16 protein-coding genes are annotated in these 16,655 nt (G+C 61.9%); 14 read left to right on the top strand and 2 right to left on the bottom strand.

Annotated elements, in window-relative coordinates; genetic code table 11:
• Positions 1-62 precede the first annotated feature (62 nt).
• From pdhA to ACSQ3F_RS18185, 11 genes are all read left to right on the top strand, one after another.
• Positions 63-1,109: a pyruvate dehydrogenase (acetyl-transferring) E1 component subunit alpha gene (gene pdhA / locus ACSQ3F_RS18235; protein WP_436101521.1), complete on the top strand. Its 1,047-nt coding sequence runs from the start codon at positions 63-65 to the stop codon at positions 1,107-1,109.
• 21 nt (positions 1,110-1,130) lie between these two features.
• A complete protein-coding gene (locus tag ACSQ3F_RS18230; RefSeq protein ID WP_436101520.1) occupies positions 1,131-2,504 on the top strand; it encodes a pyruvate dehydrogenase complex E1 component subunit beta in 1,374 nt (457 codons plus the stop codon).
• A 14-nt stretch (positions 2,505-2,518) separates the two neighbouring features.
• A complete protein-coding gene (locus tag ACSQ3F_RS18225) occupies positions 2,519-3,865 on the top strand; it encodes a pyruvate dehydrogenase complex dihydrolipoamide acetyltransferase (protein WP_436101519.1) in 1,347 nt (448 codons plus the stop codon).
• Between the two features lie 76 nt (positions 3,866-3,941).
• Positions 3,942-4,583 carry an SGNH/GDSL hydrolase family protein gene (locus ACSQ3F_RS18220; protein WP_436102182.1) on the top strand — a complete coding sequence of 214 codons (642 nt, stop codon included), beginning with the start codon at positions 3,942-3,944 and terminating at the stop codon, positions 4,581-4,583.
• The gene (locus tag ACSQ3F_RS18215; protein WP_436101518.1) at positions 4,584-5,165 is read left to right on the top strand and encodes an N-acetyltransferase family protein; all 582 of its coding nucleotides are present in this window, start codon (positions 4,584-4,586) and stop codon (positions 5,163-5,165) included.
• 20 nt (positions 5,166-5,185) lie between these two features.
• On the top strand, positions 5,186-6,631 hold the full coding sequence (gene lpdA, locus ACSQ3F_RS18210) for a dihydrolipoyl dehydrogenase (RefSeq protein WP_436101517.1): 1,446 nt from the start codon (positions 5,186-5,188) through the stop codon (positions 6,629-6,631).
• An 87-nt stretch (positions 6,632-6,718) separates the two neighbouring features.
• Positions 6,719-7,696: a lipoyl synthase gene (gene lipA / locus ACSQ3F_RS18205; RefSeq protein ID WP_436101516.1), complete on the top strand. Its 978-nt coding sequence runs from the start codon at positions 6,719-6,721 to the stop codon at positions 7,694-7,696.
• A 109-nt stretch (positions 7,697-7,805) separates the two neighbouring features.
• Positions 7,806-8,855, top strand: coding sequence for a phytanoyl-CoA dioxygenase family protein (locus ACSQ3F_RS18200; protein ID WP_436101515.1), 1,050 nt, complete (start codon positions 7,806-7,808; stop codon positions 8,853-8,855).
• Positions 8,856-8,933: 78 nt separating this feature from the next.
• Positions 8,934-9,694 (top strand): IS5 family transposase gene (locus ACSQ3F_RS18195; RefSeq protein WP_436099515.1). Its coding sequence is split into 2 segments (ribosomal slippage): positions 8,934-9,273 and positions 9,273-9,694, totalling 762 coding nucleotides; the frame shifts between segments, so codons are not numbered across the junction.
• A gap of 127 nt (positions 9,695-9,821) precedes the next feature.
• The gene (locus ACSQ3F_RS18190) at positions 9,822-10,421 is read left to right on the top strand and encodes an AAA family ATPase (RefSeq protein WP_436101514.1); all 600 of its coding nucleotides are present in this window, start codon (positions 9,822-9,824) and stop codon (positions 10,419-10,421) included.
• Between the two features lie 116 nt (positions 10,422-10,537).
• The gene (locus ACSQ3F_RS18185) at positions 10,538-10,990 is read left to right on the top strand and encodes a type II toxin-antitoxin system RatA family toxin (RefSeq protein WP_436101513.1); all 453 of its coding nucleotides are present in this window, start codon (positions 10,538-10,540) and stop codon (positions 10,988-10,990) included.
• Between the two features lie 21 nt (positions 10,991-11,011).
• Here the strand turns inward: ACSQ3F_RS18185 and ACSQ3F_RS18180 are convergent, their stop codons facing one another.
• Entirely contained in the window at positions 11,012-11,536 is a 525-nt protein-coding gene (locus ACSQ3F_RS18180) for a CinA family protein (RefSeq protein ID WP_436101512.1), read from the bottom strand.
• Positions 11,533-12,747 carry a bifunctional 2-C-methyl-D-erythritol 4-phosphate cytidylyltransferase/2-C-methyl-D-erythritol 2,4-cyclodiphosphate synthase gene (locus ACSQ3F_RS18175; RefSeq protein WP_436101511.1) on the bottom strand — a complete coding sequence of 405 codons (1,215 nt, stop codon included), beginning with the start codon at positions 12,745-12,747 and terminating at the stop codon, positions 11,533-11,535. Before ACSQ3F_RS18175 ends, ACSQ3F_RS18180 begins: the two co-directional genes overlap by 4 nt.
• A gap of 248 nt (positions 12,748-12,995) precedes the next feature.
• Between ACSQ3F_RS18175 and dusB the strand changes: the two genes are divergently transcribed.
• Genes dusB through ntrC form a run of 3 tightly spaced genes read left to right on the top strand, consistent with a single transcriptional unit; the run spans position 12,996 to position 16,623 of the window.
• Positions 12,996-14,021, top strand: coding sequence for a tRNA dihydrouridine synthase DusB (gene dusB, locus ACSQ3F_RS18170; protein WP_436101510.1), 1,026 nt, complete (start codon positions 12,996-12,998; stop codon positions 14,019-14,021).
• Complete coding sequence (locus ACSQ3F_RS18165; RefSeq protein WP_436101509.1) at positions 14,018-15,169, top strand: two-component system sensor histidine kinase NtrB; 1,152 nt, start codon at positions 14,018-14,020, stop codon at positions 15,167-15,169. The genes dusB and ACSQ3F_RS18165 overlap by 4 nt, the downstream gene beginning before the upstream one ends.
• Positions 15,169-16,623 carry a nitrogen regulation protein NR(I) gene (ntrC, locus tag ACSQ3F_RS18160; protein WP_436101508.1) on the top strand — a complete coding sequence of 485 codons (1,455 nt, stop codon included), beginning with the start codon at positions 15,169-15,171 and terminating at the stop codon, positions 16,621-16,623. The genes ACSQ3F_RS18165 and ntrC overlap by 1 nt, the downstream gene beginning before the upstream one ends.
• The last annotated feature ends 32 nt before the right edge of the window (positions 16,624-16,655 follow it).

Genomic DNA, 16,655 nt, shown 5'->3' with positions numbered 1-16,655 from the left:
ATTGCTGTGGCGGCATTCTTTCCCTATGGTACCGGCAAAAGGCAACCATCAGGGAGGAATGAATGGCCCCGCGAAAAACCGCGTCCGTTTCCAGCCGCAAAACAGCCGCCAAACCCGCCAAGAAGGACTTCGTCAACGGTACTGTTGCCGAGTTCGATCGCGATGCCGATATGAAGGCCTACCGCGAAATGCTTCTCATCCGGCGTTTCGAGGAAAAAGCCGGCCAGCTCTATGGCATGGGCTTCATCGGTGGTTTCTGTCACCTCTACATCGGCCAGGAAGCTGTCGTCGTCGGCATGCAGATGGCGCTGAAGGAAGGCGATCAGGTTATCACCGCCTATCGTGACCACGGCCATATGCTGGCCTGCGGCATGAGCGCGCGCGGTGTCATGGCGGAGCTCACCGGTCGTCGCAGCGGACTTTCCCGCGGCAAGGGCGGCTCGATGCACATGTTCTCCAAGGAAAAGAATTTCTACGGCGGCCACGGCATCGTCGGCGCGCAGGTATCGCTCGGCACGGGCCTCGCCTTCGCCAACCGCTATCGCGGCAATGACAACGTCTCGCTCGCCTATTTCGGCGACGGCGCTGCCAACCAGGGCCAGGTCTACGAGAGCTTCAATATGGCTGCTCTGTGGAAGCTGCCGGTGATCTACATCGTCGAGAACAATCGCTACGCCATGGGTACCTCGGTATCGCGCGCTTCGGCTGGCCATGATTTCTCCCAGCGCGGTGTTGCGCTTGGTATTCCCGGCCTCCAAGTCGACGGTATGGATGTTCGCGCGGTCAAGGCGGCCGGCGACGAGGCTGTCGAGCATTGCCGCGCCGGCAAGGGGCCGATCATCCTTGAAATGCAGACCTACCGCTATCGCGGCCACTCCATGTCCGACCCGGCGAAATATCGCTCGAAGGACGAAGTGCAGAAGATGCGGTCCGAGCACGACCCGATCGAACAGGTGAAGGCGCGCATCCTTGAAAAGGGGTGGGCGAGCGAGGACGAACTGAAGGCGATCGACAAGGATGTCCGCGATATTGTCGCCGACAGTGCCGATTTCGCCCAGGCCGATCCGGAGCCGGATGTATCCGAGCTCTACACCGACATTCTGCTTTAAGACCGGGACGAGGAAAACATCATGCCTATTGAAATTCTGATGCCCGCTCTGTCGCCGACGATGGAAGAGGGCACGCTCAGCAAATGGCTGAAAAACGAGGGTGACAAGGTCACTTCGGGCGACGTGATCGCCGAGATCGAAACCGACAAGGCGACCATGGAAGTGGAAGCCGTCGATGAAGGCACCATCGGCAAGATCCTGATCGCCGCCGGCACCGAAGGCGTCAAGGTCAACACGGCGATCGCTGTCCTGCTGCAAGACGGCGAAAGCGTCGGTGACGTTGCCGCACCCAAGGCTGCCGCACCGGCCGCCGAGCCTGCGAAGGCTGAAGCGCCTGCTCCGGCTGCCGCACCCGTTGCCGCCCAGCCGAAGGTCGAAGTCGCTTCCGATCCGGACATTCCGGCCGGCACCGAAATGGTCTCGACCACGGTTCGCGAAGCCCTTCGTGATGCGATGGCGGAAGAAATGCGCCGCAGCGACGACGTCTTCGTCATGGGCGAGGAAGTCGCCGAATATCAGGGCGCCTACAAGATCACCCAGGGCCTGCTGCAGGAATTCGGTCCCCGCCGTGTCGTCGATACCCCGATCACCGAACATGGCTTTGCCGGCGTCGGCGTTGGTGCGGCGATGACCGGCCTCAAGCCGATCGTCGAATTCATGACTTTCAACTTCGCCATGCAGGCGATCGACCACATCATCAACTCGGCCGCCAAGACGCTCTATATGTCCGGCGGCCAGATGGGTGCGCCGATGGTGTTCCGCGGCCCGAGCGGCGCTGCCGCCCGTGTCGGCGCCCAGCATTCCCAGTGCTACGCCGCCTGGTACAGCCACATTCCAGGCCTCAAGGTCATCATGCCGTATACGGCAGCCGACGCGAAGGGGCTCTTGAAGGCCGCTATCCGCGATCCGAACCCGGTGATCTTCCTCGAGAACGAAATCCTTTACGGCCACTCCTTCGACGTGCCGAAGATGGACGATTTCGTGCTGCCGATCGGCAAGGCGCGGATCCACAAGGTCGGCAAGGACGCGACCATCGTCTCCTTCGGTATCGGCATGACCTATGCGATCAAGGCGGCGGCCGAACTGGAAAAGGAAGGCATCGACGTCGAAATCATCGACCTCAGAACCATCCGTCCGATGGACATGCCGACCGTGATCGAATCGGTGAAGAAGACTGGCCGTCTGGTGACCGTCGAGGAAGGCTTCCCGCAGTCTTCCGTCGGCACCGAAATCGCCACCCGCGTCATGCAGCAGGCCTTCGATTATCTCGATGCGCCGATCCTGACGATCGCCGGCAAGGACGTGCCGATGCCTTACGCCGCCAACCTTGAAAAGCTGGCCCTGCCGAATGTCGGCGAAGTCGTCGAGGCGGTGAAGACCGTCTGCTACAAGTAAGGGAGGGTGAAAAGATGCCTATCAACATCACCATGCCAGCCCTTTCGCCGACCATGGAAGAGGGCAATCTCGCCAAGTGGCTGGTCAAGGAAGGCGACAAGGTTTCTTCCGGCGACGTGATCGCCGAGATCGAAACCGACAAGGCGACGATGGAAGTCGAAGCGGTCGATGAGGGCACGGTTGCCAAGCTCGTCGTTCCTGCCGGCACCGAAGGCGTCAAGGTCAATGCCGTGATCGCCGTCCTTGCCGCCGAAGGCGAGGATGTTTCAGTCGCTGCTTCGGGCAATGGCGCTGCACCTGCCGCAAAGGCGGAAACTGCGAAGGCTGAAGCTGCCCCGGCTGCGAAGACCGACGCCGCGCCCGCGGCTGCTCCGGCACCAGCCGCTGTGCCGGCGTCTGCCCGCGCTTCATCCGATACCCGCACCTTTGCGTCGCCGCTCGCACGGCGGCTGGCCAAGGAAGCCGGCGTTGATGTCTCCGCCATCTCTGGCACCGGCCCGTACGGCCGCGTCGTCAAGAAGGACGTGGAAACGGCTGTCGCCGGCGGTGGTCTGAAGCCGGCCGCTGCGGCTGCTCCGTCCGCCGCTGCGCCGGCGCCGGCTGCAGCGCCGCTCGCCAAGGGCCCGTCGGACGAAGCCGTTCTCAAGAACTTCGCCGAGGGCTCCTACGAACTCGTGCCGCATGACGGCATGCGCAAGACGATCGCCAAGCGCCTGCAGGAATCCAAGCAGACGATCCCGCATTTCTACGTTTCGGTCGATTGCGAGCTCGATGGGCTGCTGGCGCTGCGCGCCCAGATCAACGCGTCTGCGCCCGAAAAGGACGGCAAGCCCGTCTACAAGCTCTCGGTCAACGACATGGTCATCAAGGCCATGGCGCTTGCCCTGCGCGATGTGCCGGAAGCCAACGTCTCCTGGACCGAAGCCAACATGGTCAAGCACAAGCACGCCGATGTCGGCGTTGCCGTGTCGATCCCGGGCGGCCTGATCACGCCGATCATCCGCAGCGCCGAGACCAAGAGCCTGTCGGCCATCTCCAACGAGATGAAGGATCTCGGCGCCCGCGCCAAGAGCCGGAAGCTGAAGCCGGAAGAGTACCAGGGCGGCACGACCGCGGTGTCCAACATGGGCATGATGGGCGTGAAGAACTTCTCAGCCGTCGTCAATCCGCCGCACGCGACGATCCTGGCGGTCGGCGCAGGCGAGGAACGCGTCGTCGTCAAGAAGGGCCAGATGGTCGTTGCCAACGTCATGACCGTGACGCTCTCGACCGACCACCGCGCTGTCGACGGCGCGCTCGGTGCCGAACTGCTCGGAGCCTTCAAGCGCTACATCGAAAATCCGATGGGCATGCTGGTCTGAGCATTCCTGTTGATCCGGGAGGCCACCGGCCTTCCGGATATTTGCGGCGCATCCAGCTTGAAGGCGTGACGTGACGATGAAAACAGTCCTTTGCTACGGCGACAGTCTGACCTGGGGCTATGATGCCGAGGGGCGCGACCGTCATGCGCTTGAGGATCGCTGGCCAAGCGTCCTGCAAAAGGCGCTCGGCGACGGCGTTCACGTGATTGCCGAGGGGCTGAACGGCCGCACGACCGCTTTTGACGATCATCTTGCAGATTGCGACAGGAACGGCGCCCGTATCCTGCCGACGATCCTGCACAGCCACGATCCGATCGATCTCGTCATCATCCTGCTCGGCACCAACGACATGAAGCCGGTGATTTGCGGCACGGCGTCGGGCGCAACACAGGGTATGGAACGACTGATCGACCTGGTGCGGCATCACATATGGTCGTTCGACAACGATGATCAGCCAGAAATCCTGATCGTGGCGCCGCCGGCTATCCGCGAGACGGCGAACGCTGCCTTCGCGGCCATGTTTGCCACCAGCATCGAGCAGTCGGCGATGCTGGCCTCGCTCTATGCCGATCTCGCCGACGAAAAGGGATGTGGCTTCTTCGATGCCGGTTCGGTGGCCTCTACCACGCCACTCGACGGCATTCATCTCGATGTCGAAAATACGCGCGCCATCGGACGCGGCCTTGAGCCGATGGTCCGGATGATGCTCGGTCTCTGAATGACGGCGGCTCTTGTTCTGCGGGCGGCGGAGCGGCGGGATGCGGCGGAACTGGCTGTGCTGGTCGATATCGCCTCGCACGGTTTTGCGACCTGGCTCTGGTACGGAGCGGTGATGCGGGGGAACAAGGATACCGCCATGGAGCAGGGGCGGTCGAGAATGCGCGAGGACCATGAGCCCGGCGCCTGGAAAGACGCGACTTGTGCCGAATGGGACGGTGAAATTGCCGGCGTTTCCATCGGTTACGATCTGGATGAGAGGGTCCGCGATATGGTCGCGCCGCATCCGGTGATCACGCCGCTGCTGGATCTGCAGGTGACTGTGATCGGCAGCCGGTTCATCGACAGTCTCGGTGTCTACCGGCACCATCGCGGCAAGGGTATCGGGCGGGCGCTGCTCGCCAATGAAATCGAGAAGGCCCGGGGCAGGCAGGTCAGCCTGATCACCGAAAGCCACAATGAAACGGCGCTGGCGCTCTACGCGGCCAGCGGTTTTGCGGAGAAGGCGAGGCTTCCGGCCGTGCCGCTCTTTGAGGACAGCAAAAGGCATGACTGGGTCTTGCTGACCCGGAACATGACCTAAGGAAGAGGCAGGAAACAAGAATGGCAAATTCCTACGACGTCATCGTTATCGGCTCCGGCCCCGGCGGCTACATAGCTGCGATCCGCGCCGCGCAACTGGGCCTGAAGACCGCCGTGGTCGAGCGTGAGCACCTGGCCGGCATCTGCTCCAACTGGGGCTGCATCCCGACAAAGGCACTGTTGCGGTCCGCCGAAGTGCTGCATCTCGCCGAACACGCCAAGAATTACGGCCTGACGCTCGAAGGCAAGGTGACGCCGGATCTGAAGGCCATCGTCGCCCGCTCGCGCGGCATTGCCGAACGCATGAACGGCGGCGTCGGATTCCTGATGAAGAAGAACAAGGTCGATGTCATCTGGGGCGAGGCCAAACTGACCAAGCCGAACGAGATCGTCGTTGCGAAGACCACCAAGGCCATCGTCCAGCCGCAGGCGCCGCTGCCGAAGAATACGCTGGGCGAGGGCACCTATACCGCCAAGCACATCATCATCGCCACCGGCGCCCGCCCGCGCGCACTGCCCGGCATCGAGCCGGATGGCAAGCTGATCTGGACCTATTTCGAGGCGATGAACCCGGACGCGATGCCGAAGTCACTGCTGGTCATGGGTTCGGGCGCCATCGGCATCGAGTTTGCGTCGTTCTACCGCACGCTGGGCGTCGACGTGACTGTCGTCGAACTGCTGCCGCAGGTCATGCCGATCGAGGACGCGGAAATCTCTGCCTTCGCCAAGAAGCAGTTCGAGAAACAGGGCATGAAGATCATTCTCGACGCCAAGGTGACGAAGGTCGAGAAGGCAGCCAACTCGGTGACGGCGCATGTCGAGAAGAAGGACGGCTCGGTCGAGAAGATCACCGCCGACCGGCTGATCTCGGCCGTCGGCGTTCAGGGCAATATCGAGAATCTCGGCCTGGAAACGCTCGGCGTGAAGACCGATCGCGGCTGCATCGTCATCGACGGTTACGGCAAGACCAATGTTCCGGGCGTCTATGCGATCGGCGACGTTGCAGGCCCGCCGATGCTTGCCCATAAGGCCGAGCACGAAGCGGTCATCTGCGTCGAGAAGATTGCCGGCCTGCCGCATGTGCATCCGATGGACACGCTGAAGATCCCCGGCTGCACCTATTGCAACCCGCAGGTCGCCTCGGTTGGTGTGACGGAAGCCAAGGCCAAGGCAGACGGCCGCGATATCCGCGTCGGCCGCTTCCCCTTCGTCGCCAACGGCAAGGCGATCGCGCTCGGCGAAGACCAGGGCATGGTGAAAACCATCTTCGACAAGAAGACCGGCGAACTGATCGGTGCGCATCTGGTCGGGGCGGAGGTTACCGAACTGATCCAGGGTTTCGTCGTTGCGATGAACCTCGAAACGACCGAGGAAGAACTGATGCACACCATCTTCCCGCATCCGACGATCTCGGAAACGCTGAAGGAAAGCGTGCTCGACGCCTATGGGCGTGCACTGAACGCTTGATTGTGTTAGGGCTCGCCTCCATCTCACAAAGGCGGGCCGCATTTCCGGCCTGAAGACCCGTACTGCTCGAAGGAAGTGAAAGCCAAGATGGTCACCATTCTCGACCGCACCAATATCGAGATCGACGTCAAGCGTATCCGTCATCCGGAAAAGGCCCACAAGCCCGATACCGAGATGCTGCGCAAGCCGGAATGGATCCGCGTCAAGGCGCCGGTGTCGAAGGGCTATCAGGAAACCCGCTCGATCGTGAAGGAGCACAAGCTTGTCACCGTCTGCGAGGAGGCCGGCTGCCCGAACATCGGCGAGTGCTGGGACAAGAAGCACGCCACCTTCATGATCATGGGCGAGATCTGTACCCGCGCCTGCGCCTTCTGCAACGTCTCGACCGGCAAGCCGAATGCGCTCGACATGGCCGAGCCGGAAAACGTCGCTAAGGCCGTCAAGCAGATGGGCCTGTCCCATGTCGTCATCACCTCGGTCGACCGCGATGATCTGGCCGACGGCGGCGCTGAGCATTTCGAAAAGGTGATCTGGGCTATCCGCGCCGCTTCGCCGGCAACGACCATCGAAATCCTGACGCCCGACTTCCTGAAGAAGCCCGGTGCACTGGAGCGCGTCGTTGCTGCCAAGCCCGACGTCTTCAACCACAACATGGAAACTGTGCCGGGCAACTATCTGACGGTGCGTCCCGGTGCACGTTATTTCCACTCGATCCGGCTTCTGCAGCGGGTGAAGGAACTCGACCCGACGATGTTCACCAAGTCCGGCATCATGGTTGGCCTCGGCGAAGAGCGCAACGAAGTGCTGCAACTGATGGACGATCTGCGCACCGCCGACGTCGACTTTCTGACCATCGGCCAGTATCTGCAGCCGACCCGCAAGCATCATCAGGTGATGAGCTTCGTGACCCCGGAGGAGTTCAAGTCCTACGAGACCGTCGCCTATACCAAGGGCTTCCTGATGGTCGCCTCCAGCCCGCTGACGCGCTCGTCGCATCACGCCGGCGACGACTTCGCCCGGCTGCGCGCGGCGCGGGAGCGCAAGGTCCTTGCGGAGGCATTGTGAGAGGCAGCCGCTTGATGGCGCGAGCGACATGGCGACGTCGACTGTTTTGATGCCTGAATTGAAGCTTTGCGGCGTCCCCGGCTAGGGGTTTGGATATAGGTAAGTTGCCATGGCAGACGGTGTGATAGGCTGGGCGAAGGCGGCGGTTCTATTGCCGTATCGTCTTTTTCAAGTGGTGACCGGCAGAAAGGATTTCCGCGGTCCGGTACTCGGCAGTGAGTGGCTTAACCGTAGGGGCCTGCATGTGTGGCGCGTGAAGACGACTGCCCGCATCACCGAATGGCGCCGCCGAAAGCTAAAGCACCTGGTCTCTGACGCCGAGCGGGCCTTCTTTGCAGAAAACGGCTATATGGAGCGCCGTGATCTTCTGCCGGAGGCGGATTTCAGGGCGCTGGTAGCCGAGGTGGAGGCGTTAAAGGCGCCGGCGCGCGAGATGCGGGAGGGCCGCGCGGTGACGCGCCGTATTCCGCTGACCCCGGACGTGCTGGCCCATTCCCCGATGCTGCGCTCGTTTCTCAAGAGCGAGAAATGGACCGGGCCGATCCGCTATGCGGGCGGCTTCAACGTCGAGCCTGTGCTAAGCATCCAGACGATCTTCGGCGAGCCGACGGCCAAGCCCGGCGAGAAGGATCCGCAGACCGATCTGCACATGGATACGTTCCACTCGACGGCCAAGGCCTGGTTCTTCCTTTATGACGTACCGGAAGACGAGGGGCCGTTCACCTATGTCGCCGGTTCGCATAAGCTGACGAAGCGCCGGCTCGCTTGGCAGAAGCGCATGAGCGTTGTGGCATCGCAGCGGCAGGGCGGCGGGGCTTTCCGCATTCCGGCAACCTCGCTGAAGCGGCTTCACCTTGCCGAACCGACGAAATTCTCGGTCCCGGCCAATACGCTGGTCGTTGGAGACACATTCGGCTTCCACGCGCGGGGCCTTTCTGTACGCAAGTCGGTACGCGTCGAACTCTATGCATCGCAGCGGCCGAACCCGTTCCTGCCCTTCATCAATCTCGACAGCGCCTGGCTGCCCTTTGTCAGTGGCCGCAAGGAGGTCATCAGCTGGTATTTCGAGGACTGGCTGGCGCGACTCGGCTTCCAGCGGGTGATCTGGCGGCCTGTCGGTGAGGTCTCCGCCCGCGAGACGCTTGTCGATCGCCCCTAGGCCGTGGTGACGATTTAAGGTTTTAAGGTTCCCAAAGGGTTTCAAATCAGATTCAACACTGACTTTTGGAGGTCAGTGATGGATTGCGATGCTCTTCGGGATGATCAGTGGGAGCGTATCAAGGCGATTGTGCCCGGCGGGACCAAGGGCAAACGCGGTCCGCGAACCAACAACCGGCTTTTTCTGGATGCGTTGCTATGGATGGCTCGTTCTGGTGGCCGCTGGCGTGACCTGCCTGAGCGGCTGGGCGATTACCGCTCGGTCAAGCGACGCTATTATCGCTGGATCGAGATGGGTGTGCTCGACGACATGCTTGCCGTCCTTGCCCGCGAAGCCGACCTGGAATGGCTGATGATCGATAGCACCATTGTGCGAGCCCACCAGCATGCCGCCGGAGCGCGCAAGGAAAAAGGGGGGCGGATGCCCAGGGCCTGGGTCGGTCTCGCGGCGGATTGAGCACCAAGATCCATGCCGCGACGGAGGCTCTGGGGCTTCCGGTGCGCCTGATCGGCAGTCCCGGACAGCGCAACGACATCACCCTTGCACATCAGTTGGTCGAGGGTTTCGAGACGGATGCGGCAATCGCCGACAAAGGCTATGACGCAGACCATTTACGCGACAAGATCGCCGAAGCGGGTGCTGAAGTCGTCATCCCGCCAAAGCAAAACCGCAAAATCCAGCATCCCTATAACGCCGACCTCTACAAGGAACGCAACCGTATCGAACGCTTCTTCAGCAAACTCAAACAGTTCCGACGAGTGGCAACCCGATACGACAAATTGCTGGCAAACTTCATGGGCTTCGTCAAACTCGCCGCCATCGCAATCTGGCTCAAATAGTTAAATCGTCACCACGGCCTAGGCCGGCGCGGAAAAGAAGCTGCTGATTGCGGCAGAGTTACCTTCCAGCGGTTGCAAATCCGGATTCGAGTTGTATGGTGCGCGGCTCCAAGGTCTGGAGCCTGTCATGCCGTGCTATATATCCGCAATTGAAGATGCCCTCCCGATCCTTCGCCGCGCCAACCGTATCCTCGTGATCGGCTGCTCGGGCGGCGGCAAGAGCACGCTGTCGAGAGGGCTCTCGAGCAGACTCGATCTGCCTTACGTCTCGATGGACCGGGACTTCTACTGGCTGCCCGGCTGGACGAAACGGCCGAGAGCCGACGAGCGTGCGCTGATCGCCACCAAGGTCGCGGAGGATCGATGGATCATGGACGGGACCGGCGCGTCGAGCTTCGACCTGCGCCTGCCGCGAACCGATCTCGTCGTCTGGGTCCGCGTTCCGCGCCCGGTGTGTCTTTGGGGGCTGACCTGCCGGGTGGCGTCGAGTTTCGGCCGTGTTCGCCCCGACATGGCGCCGGGGTGTCCGGAACAATTGCCGGATCGCGACTTCCTGTCCTACATCTGGAATTTCGAGCGGCGCGTCTCTCCTGTCATCGTGGACAGGTTAGACCGGTATTCGCCGGACATGCCGGTCCTGCAACTGGGGAGCCACCGCGACATGGGCGCTCTCGTCGCGCGTCTCCAGGGGCCGTCAATGTCAGATGATGTTTTGAGTTTGGAGTAGGCAGTCATAACCCTCCGAGCGGCCGACCGAATCCTCGCCCACGCGATTTCTCTGCGTTTGAGGGCGCGTCAGCCTGCCACCTTGTTTTTCCGGAAATCATTGAATATCTGAGAGCCATGCCACAGTTCGAGACCCGCCGGCCAGTCAGACACTCACCAGACCAGATGTTCGATCTGATCGCCGATGTTGAAAAATATCCCGAGTTCCTGCCGCTCTGCGAGGCCCTGGCGGTCCGTTCGCGCAAAGAGCGTGACGGTAAGGAACTGCTGCTGGCCGATATGACGGTCGGCTACAAGGCGATCCGTGAGACCTTTACGACACAGGTGCTCCTGAACAAGGCAGAGCGCATCATCGACGTCAAATATATCGATGGTCCGTTCAAATATCTCGATAATCGCTGGCGTTTCGAAGACACGGGCATGGGCGGCTGTTCGGTCAATTTCTTCATCGACTACGAATTCAAGAGCCGCATTCTCGGCGCCCTGATGGGGTCGATGTTCGACCGGGCCTTCCGGATGTTTTCCGAGGCCTTCGAGGAGCGCGCCGACGCGATTTACGCCACCGTGTAAAGAGCGTTGCCGCCTCTTTCTTCACGGTATCCCGCTGATGGCGGTTCGGCCTTCCGCCGCATCCTCCAGCATGTCGAGCGCCGTGCGCACCGTCGCTAGCCGGACGGCATCGCGGCCGATGTCGCCATAGCGCATTTCGCGATGAAGGACGCTGCCGCCGCGGCTTGCGGCTGCCAGATGCACGAGCCCGACGGCTTTTTCGTCGGTCCCTCCGCTGGGGCCTGCAATGCCGGTAACGGCGACGGCGATATCGGCCTGCGAATGGGAAAGAGCGCCGCGTGCCATCTCTACCGCGGTCTGGCGTGACACCGCCCCGTGCGCGGCAAGCGTTGCCGGATCGACGCCCAGCATCTGTATCTTGGCATCGTTGGAATAGGTGACGAAACCGCGATCGACCACCGAGGAGGAGCCCGAGACTTCGGTCAGCGCGCCGACGATCAGTCCGCCGGTGCAGGATTCCGCCGTCGCGACCATCAGGCGGCGCTCGGAAAACGCAGCGATCAATGCGCGCGCCTTATGTTCGATATCCTCGGGCCAGCCGCTCATTTTCCGTCTCCCGCATAAACCACCGTTGCCGTCGCAATGGCCGCAATGCCCTCGCGCCTGCCGACGAAGCCGATCTTTTCGTTGGTCGTCGCCTTCACCGAGCACCGGTCGAGGGAAATGCCGAGCATGGATGCGAGATTTTCGCGCATCGCCAGACGATGCGGCCCGACCTTCGGCGCTTCGGCGATCAGCGAAACATCGGCGTTCATGATCGTGCCGCCGTTGTCGCGAACGATCTTCGCCGCGTGCTCGAGAAAGATCCGCGAGGCAGCACCCTTCCACTGCGGGTCGGAGGGTGGAAAATGATCGCCGATATCGCCAGCGCCGCAGGTCGCCAAGAGCGCATCGGTCAGCGCGTGCAGCGCCACGTCGGCATCGGAGTGGCCGAGCAATTTCTGGTCATGCGGGATGAAAACGCCGCAGAGCGTGACGCCGTCACCCGCGACGAGCTGGTGGACATCATAGCCGTTGCCGGTGCGTACATCCGGAAGCCTGTTCCGGTTCAGCTTTTCGTCAGCCATGGCGATATCCCGTTTGAGCGTCAGTTTGACATTGTCGACGGACCCCTCAACCAACGTCACGGGCATGCCGGCCCATTCAGCGATCGAAGCATCGTCGGTGAAATCGGAGCGGCCGGAAGCCGCAGCTTGAGTATGCGCTGAAAGGATCGGCCCGAAGCGGAAACACTGAGGCGTCTGGGCCGAAAACAGGCCGGCTCTCGGCACGGTTTCCATGACCTTACCGTCAGCTGAGCCTCGCTTCAGCGTGTCGGAAACGGCAACGGCGGGAAGCACGGCATCCGCGCCGCCGGCGAGTGCCCCAAAGCACCGATCCAGCAGGGCATGATCGATGAACGGACGCACCGCATCCTGGATCATGACATGTGTAATGCCGGATTGTTCCAGGGCTTTCAGCCCGGCGAGCACCGACAGTTGGCGCGTCGGTCCGCCGTGGACGACGATGATGGGCGCCTTGTTGCCTGCCATGTGGCCAAGCGCTTGCCCGAACAGGGCTTCGTCATCGGGGTGAATGACAACGACGATCGTTTTTTCCCGCGGCCATGTCGCAAAAACATCAAGGGTATGGGAGATAACCGGCCGTCCGCCGATGGGGCGATATTGCTTGGGGCCGTCCTGTTGCGAACCGGCGCGTTCGCCGCGCCCCGCAGCGACGATGACGATACCACAGGAAAGCTGTTCTTTTGCGTGCATTTTCTATATGGCTTCCCGCGAATGCTTCACCGTCTGGGCCCAATGCCGCTCCTTGGAGCGGCTTCAATGTGCCGGTCACACCCGTCAAACCCCCGCATCAGGGCCGTTTCGGCGCGCGTCACTTCAAACGCCGTGGTGATTTACCGCGAAGGTCGGGCCTTTACCAGTTGTCCCGGGAATTTTGTCGCGTGGCTCTGAAATCGCTTGGCAATCCTGACAAGTATGTCTAAAAATAGTGCAGAATAAAGATGTGCCCGAAAGATAATCATTTGCAGATACCGGATTTGTCATCCCCGTTCCGGGTTGGGCGGCTCTCCTTTCGAAACCGCGTCGTGCTCGCGCCGATGTCGGGTGTCACGGACTTGCCCTTCCGGCAGCTGGCCTGGCGTTTCGGCGCCGGCCTCGTCGTCACCGAGATGGTAGCAAGCCGCGAACTCGTCGGCAACGCGTCGGAAAGCTGGGTGCGCCTCAAAAACTCTGGCATCAAGCCGCATATTGTCCAGCTCGCCGGACGCGAAGCCCATTGGATGGCGGAGGCGGCAAAGATCGCCGCGGATAACGGCGCCGATGTCATCGACATCAATATGGGCTGCCCGGCCAAGAAAGTGACCGGCGGCTACTCCGGTTCTGCTTTGATGCGCGACCCCGACCACGCGCTGTCGCTGATCGAGGCGACCGTAAACGCCGTCGATGTTCCCGTGACGCTGAAGATGCGCCTTGGATGGGACGAGAACTCCATCAATGCGCCTGAGATCGCCAAGCGAGCGGAAGCGGCCGGTGTGAAGATGATCACCATCCACGGCCGGACGCGCATGCAGTTCTATAATGGCAGCGCCGATTGGGATGCGATCCGCGCCGTTCGCGACGTGATTTCGGTTCCGCTCGTTGCCAACGGCGATGTCGCGACCACGGCCGATGCCAAGGAAATTCTGAGGCGCTCCGGCGCCGACGCAGTGATGATCGGCCGCTCAGGCCAAGGGCGGCCCTGGCATGCCGGCGTGCTTGCGGGCGCAGTCGAGCATCCGGAAACAGCGCAGGTCCAGGAGATCGTCGCCGAGCATTACGGCATGATGCTCGAATTTTACGGCACCGATATCGGTCTGAGGCACGCCCGCAAACATGTCAGCTGGTATCTCGACCGCTTCGCGCCGCATCTGGCTTCGCAGGAAAAGGCGGCGATCATGACCTCTACCGACCCGAAAGCCGTCCTCTCCCGCACCGTCGCAGCGATCGCCGCCGGATCGGGGTGCGAAGAAGAAAGGGACGCGGCATGACCGAGAAATTGCGCGACGAGGAGCAGAAGATCGCCGATTCCCTGCCCATGGCGGTGCTGAACGCCATCCAGAACCCGGTCATCCTTGTCGATGAAAATGGTCTTGTGGCCTTTGCGAACTGGGAGGCGGAGGCCTTTTTCGGTGCCAGCGCCAACTATCTCGCCCGCCACGACATCAGCGCCTTCATTCCCTTCGGCAGCCCGCTGCTGACGCTGATCGAGCAGGTGCGCGAGCGCCGCGCCGCCGTCAACGAATACCGCGTCGATCTGAGCTCGCCGCGGCTCGGCGCCGACAAGCTCGTCGATCTCTATGTGGCACCTGTGCTGTCCGAACCGGGCTCCGTCGTCATCGTGTTTCAAGAGCGCTCGATGGCCGATAAGATCGATCGGCAGCTCACCCATCGCGCCGCCGCCCGCTCGGTCACGGGGCTTGCCTCGATGCTGGCCCACGAAATCAAGAACCCGCTGTCGGGCATCCGGGGGGCAGCCCAGCTTCTGGAGACCTCGGTCAATGACGAGGACCGGGCGCTGACGCGGCTGATCTGCGACGAGACCGACCGTATCGTCTCGCTGGTCGACCGGATGGAGGTCTTCTCCGACGAGCGGCCCGTCGACCGCCATCCCGTCAACATCCATTCGGTATTGGATCACGTGAAGGCCGTCGCCAAGGCCGGTTTCGCCCGCAAGATTCGCATCACCGAGAATTACGACCCGTCGCTGCCGCCGGTCTACGCCAATCGCGACCAGCTGATTCAAGTCTTTCTCAATCTGATCAAGAACGCCGCCGAGGCGGTCGCCGACAAGCCGGACGGCGAGATCATGCTGACGACGGCCTATCGGCCAGGCATCCGCCTCTCCGTCGCCGGAACGCGCGAGAAGATTTCGCTGCCGCTCGAATTCTGCGTACACGACAATGGGCCGGGCGTTCCATCCGATCTGGTGCCACATCTGTTCGACCCATTCATCACCACGAAAACCAATGGCTCCGGCCTCGGCCTGGCGCTGGTTGCCAAGATCATTGGCGGCCATGGCGGCATCGTCGAATGCGACAGCCAGTCGAGCCGCACGACATTTCGCGTTCTGATGCCCGCGTCGAAAGGACCAACGGCAGAAGACAGCGAACCACTGACAGTAAAAGGACAATCCTGATGACAGGCGCCACGATTCTCGTCGCTGACGACGACGCTGCCATCCGCACCGTGCTCAACCAGGCGCTCAGCCGCGCCGGCTACGATGTACGCATCACCTCGAATGCCGCGACGCTCTGGCGCTGGATCTCGGCCGGTGACGGCGACCTTGTCGTCACCGACGTGGTCATGCCGGACGAAAACGCCTTCGATCTCCTGCCGCGCATCAAGAAGGCACGGCCGGATCTGCCTGTGCTGGTGATGAGCGCCCAGAACACCTTCATGACGGCAATCAAGGCATCCGAGAAGGGTGCCTATGACTACCTGCCCAAGCCCTTCGACCTGACGGAACTGATCGCGATCATTGGCCGGGCGCTCGCCGAGCCGAAGCGCAAGCCGGCGAAGATGGATGACGACACGCAGGACGGCATGCCGCTGGTCGGTCGCTCCGCCGCGATGCAGGAAATCTACCGCGTTCTGGCGCGCCTGATGCAGACCGATCTGACGCTGATGATCACCGGCGAATCCGGCACCGGCAAGGAACTGGTGGCACGTGCGCTGCACGACTATGGCAAGCGCCGCAATGGCCCCTTCGTCGCGATCAATATGGCGGCCATCCCGCGCGATCTGATCGAATCAGAGCTGTTCGGTCACGAGAAAGGCGCTTTCACCGGTGCGCAAAACCGCTCGACCGGCCGGTTCGAGCAGGCCGAAGGCGGCACGCTGTTCCTCGATGAAATCGGTGATATGCCGATGGACGCGCAGACACGGCTGCTGCGCGTGCTGCAGCAGGGCGAATATACCACTGTCGGCGGCCGCACGCCGATCCGTTCCGATGTTCGCATCGTGGCTGCGACCAACAAGGACCTGAAACAGTCGATCAATCAGGGCCTTTTCCGCGAGGACCTCTATTATCGTCTGAACGTCGTGCCGCTGCGCCTGCCGCCGCTGCGTGATCGCGCCGAGGATATTCCCGACCTCGTTCGCCATTTCGTCCAGCAGGCGGAGAAGGAGGGCCTCGACGTCAAGCGTTTCGACCAGGAAGCGCTTGAACTGATGAAAGCACATCCGTGGCCCGGCAACGTCCGCGAGCTCGAAAACGTCGTCCGCCGGCTGACGGCGCTTTATCCGCAGGACGTGATCACCAGGGAGATCATCGAAAGCGAATTGCGCTCCGACATTCCCGACAGTCCGATCGAAAAGGCGTCGAGCCGCCCCGGATCTATGTCGATTTCACAGGCGGTGGAAGAGAATATGCGGCAATATTTTGCCGGCTTCGGCGACGGCCTCCCGCCCGCCGGACTGTATGACCGGGTGCTGGCCGAGATGGAATATCCCTTGATTCTCGCCGCCTTGACGGCAACACGCGGCAATCAGATCAAGGCGGCCGACCTGCTTGGCCTGAACCGGAACACGTTGCGCAAGAAAATTCGTGAGCTCGGCGTTTCGGTTTACCGCAGCTCACGCAGTGCTTGACTTCGCACCGGGAACCGTTGCATTTTCGCCAC

The organism is Pararhizobium sp. LjRoot238 (assembly GCF_964252955.1).
Lineage (GTDB): Bacteria > Pseudomonadota > Alphaproteobacteria > Rhizobiales > Rhizobiaceae > Pararhizobium.
The sequence above is the reverse complement of the archived record's forward strand: the minus strand, read 5'-3'. Positions and strand labels throughout refer to the sequence as shown.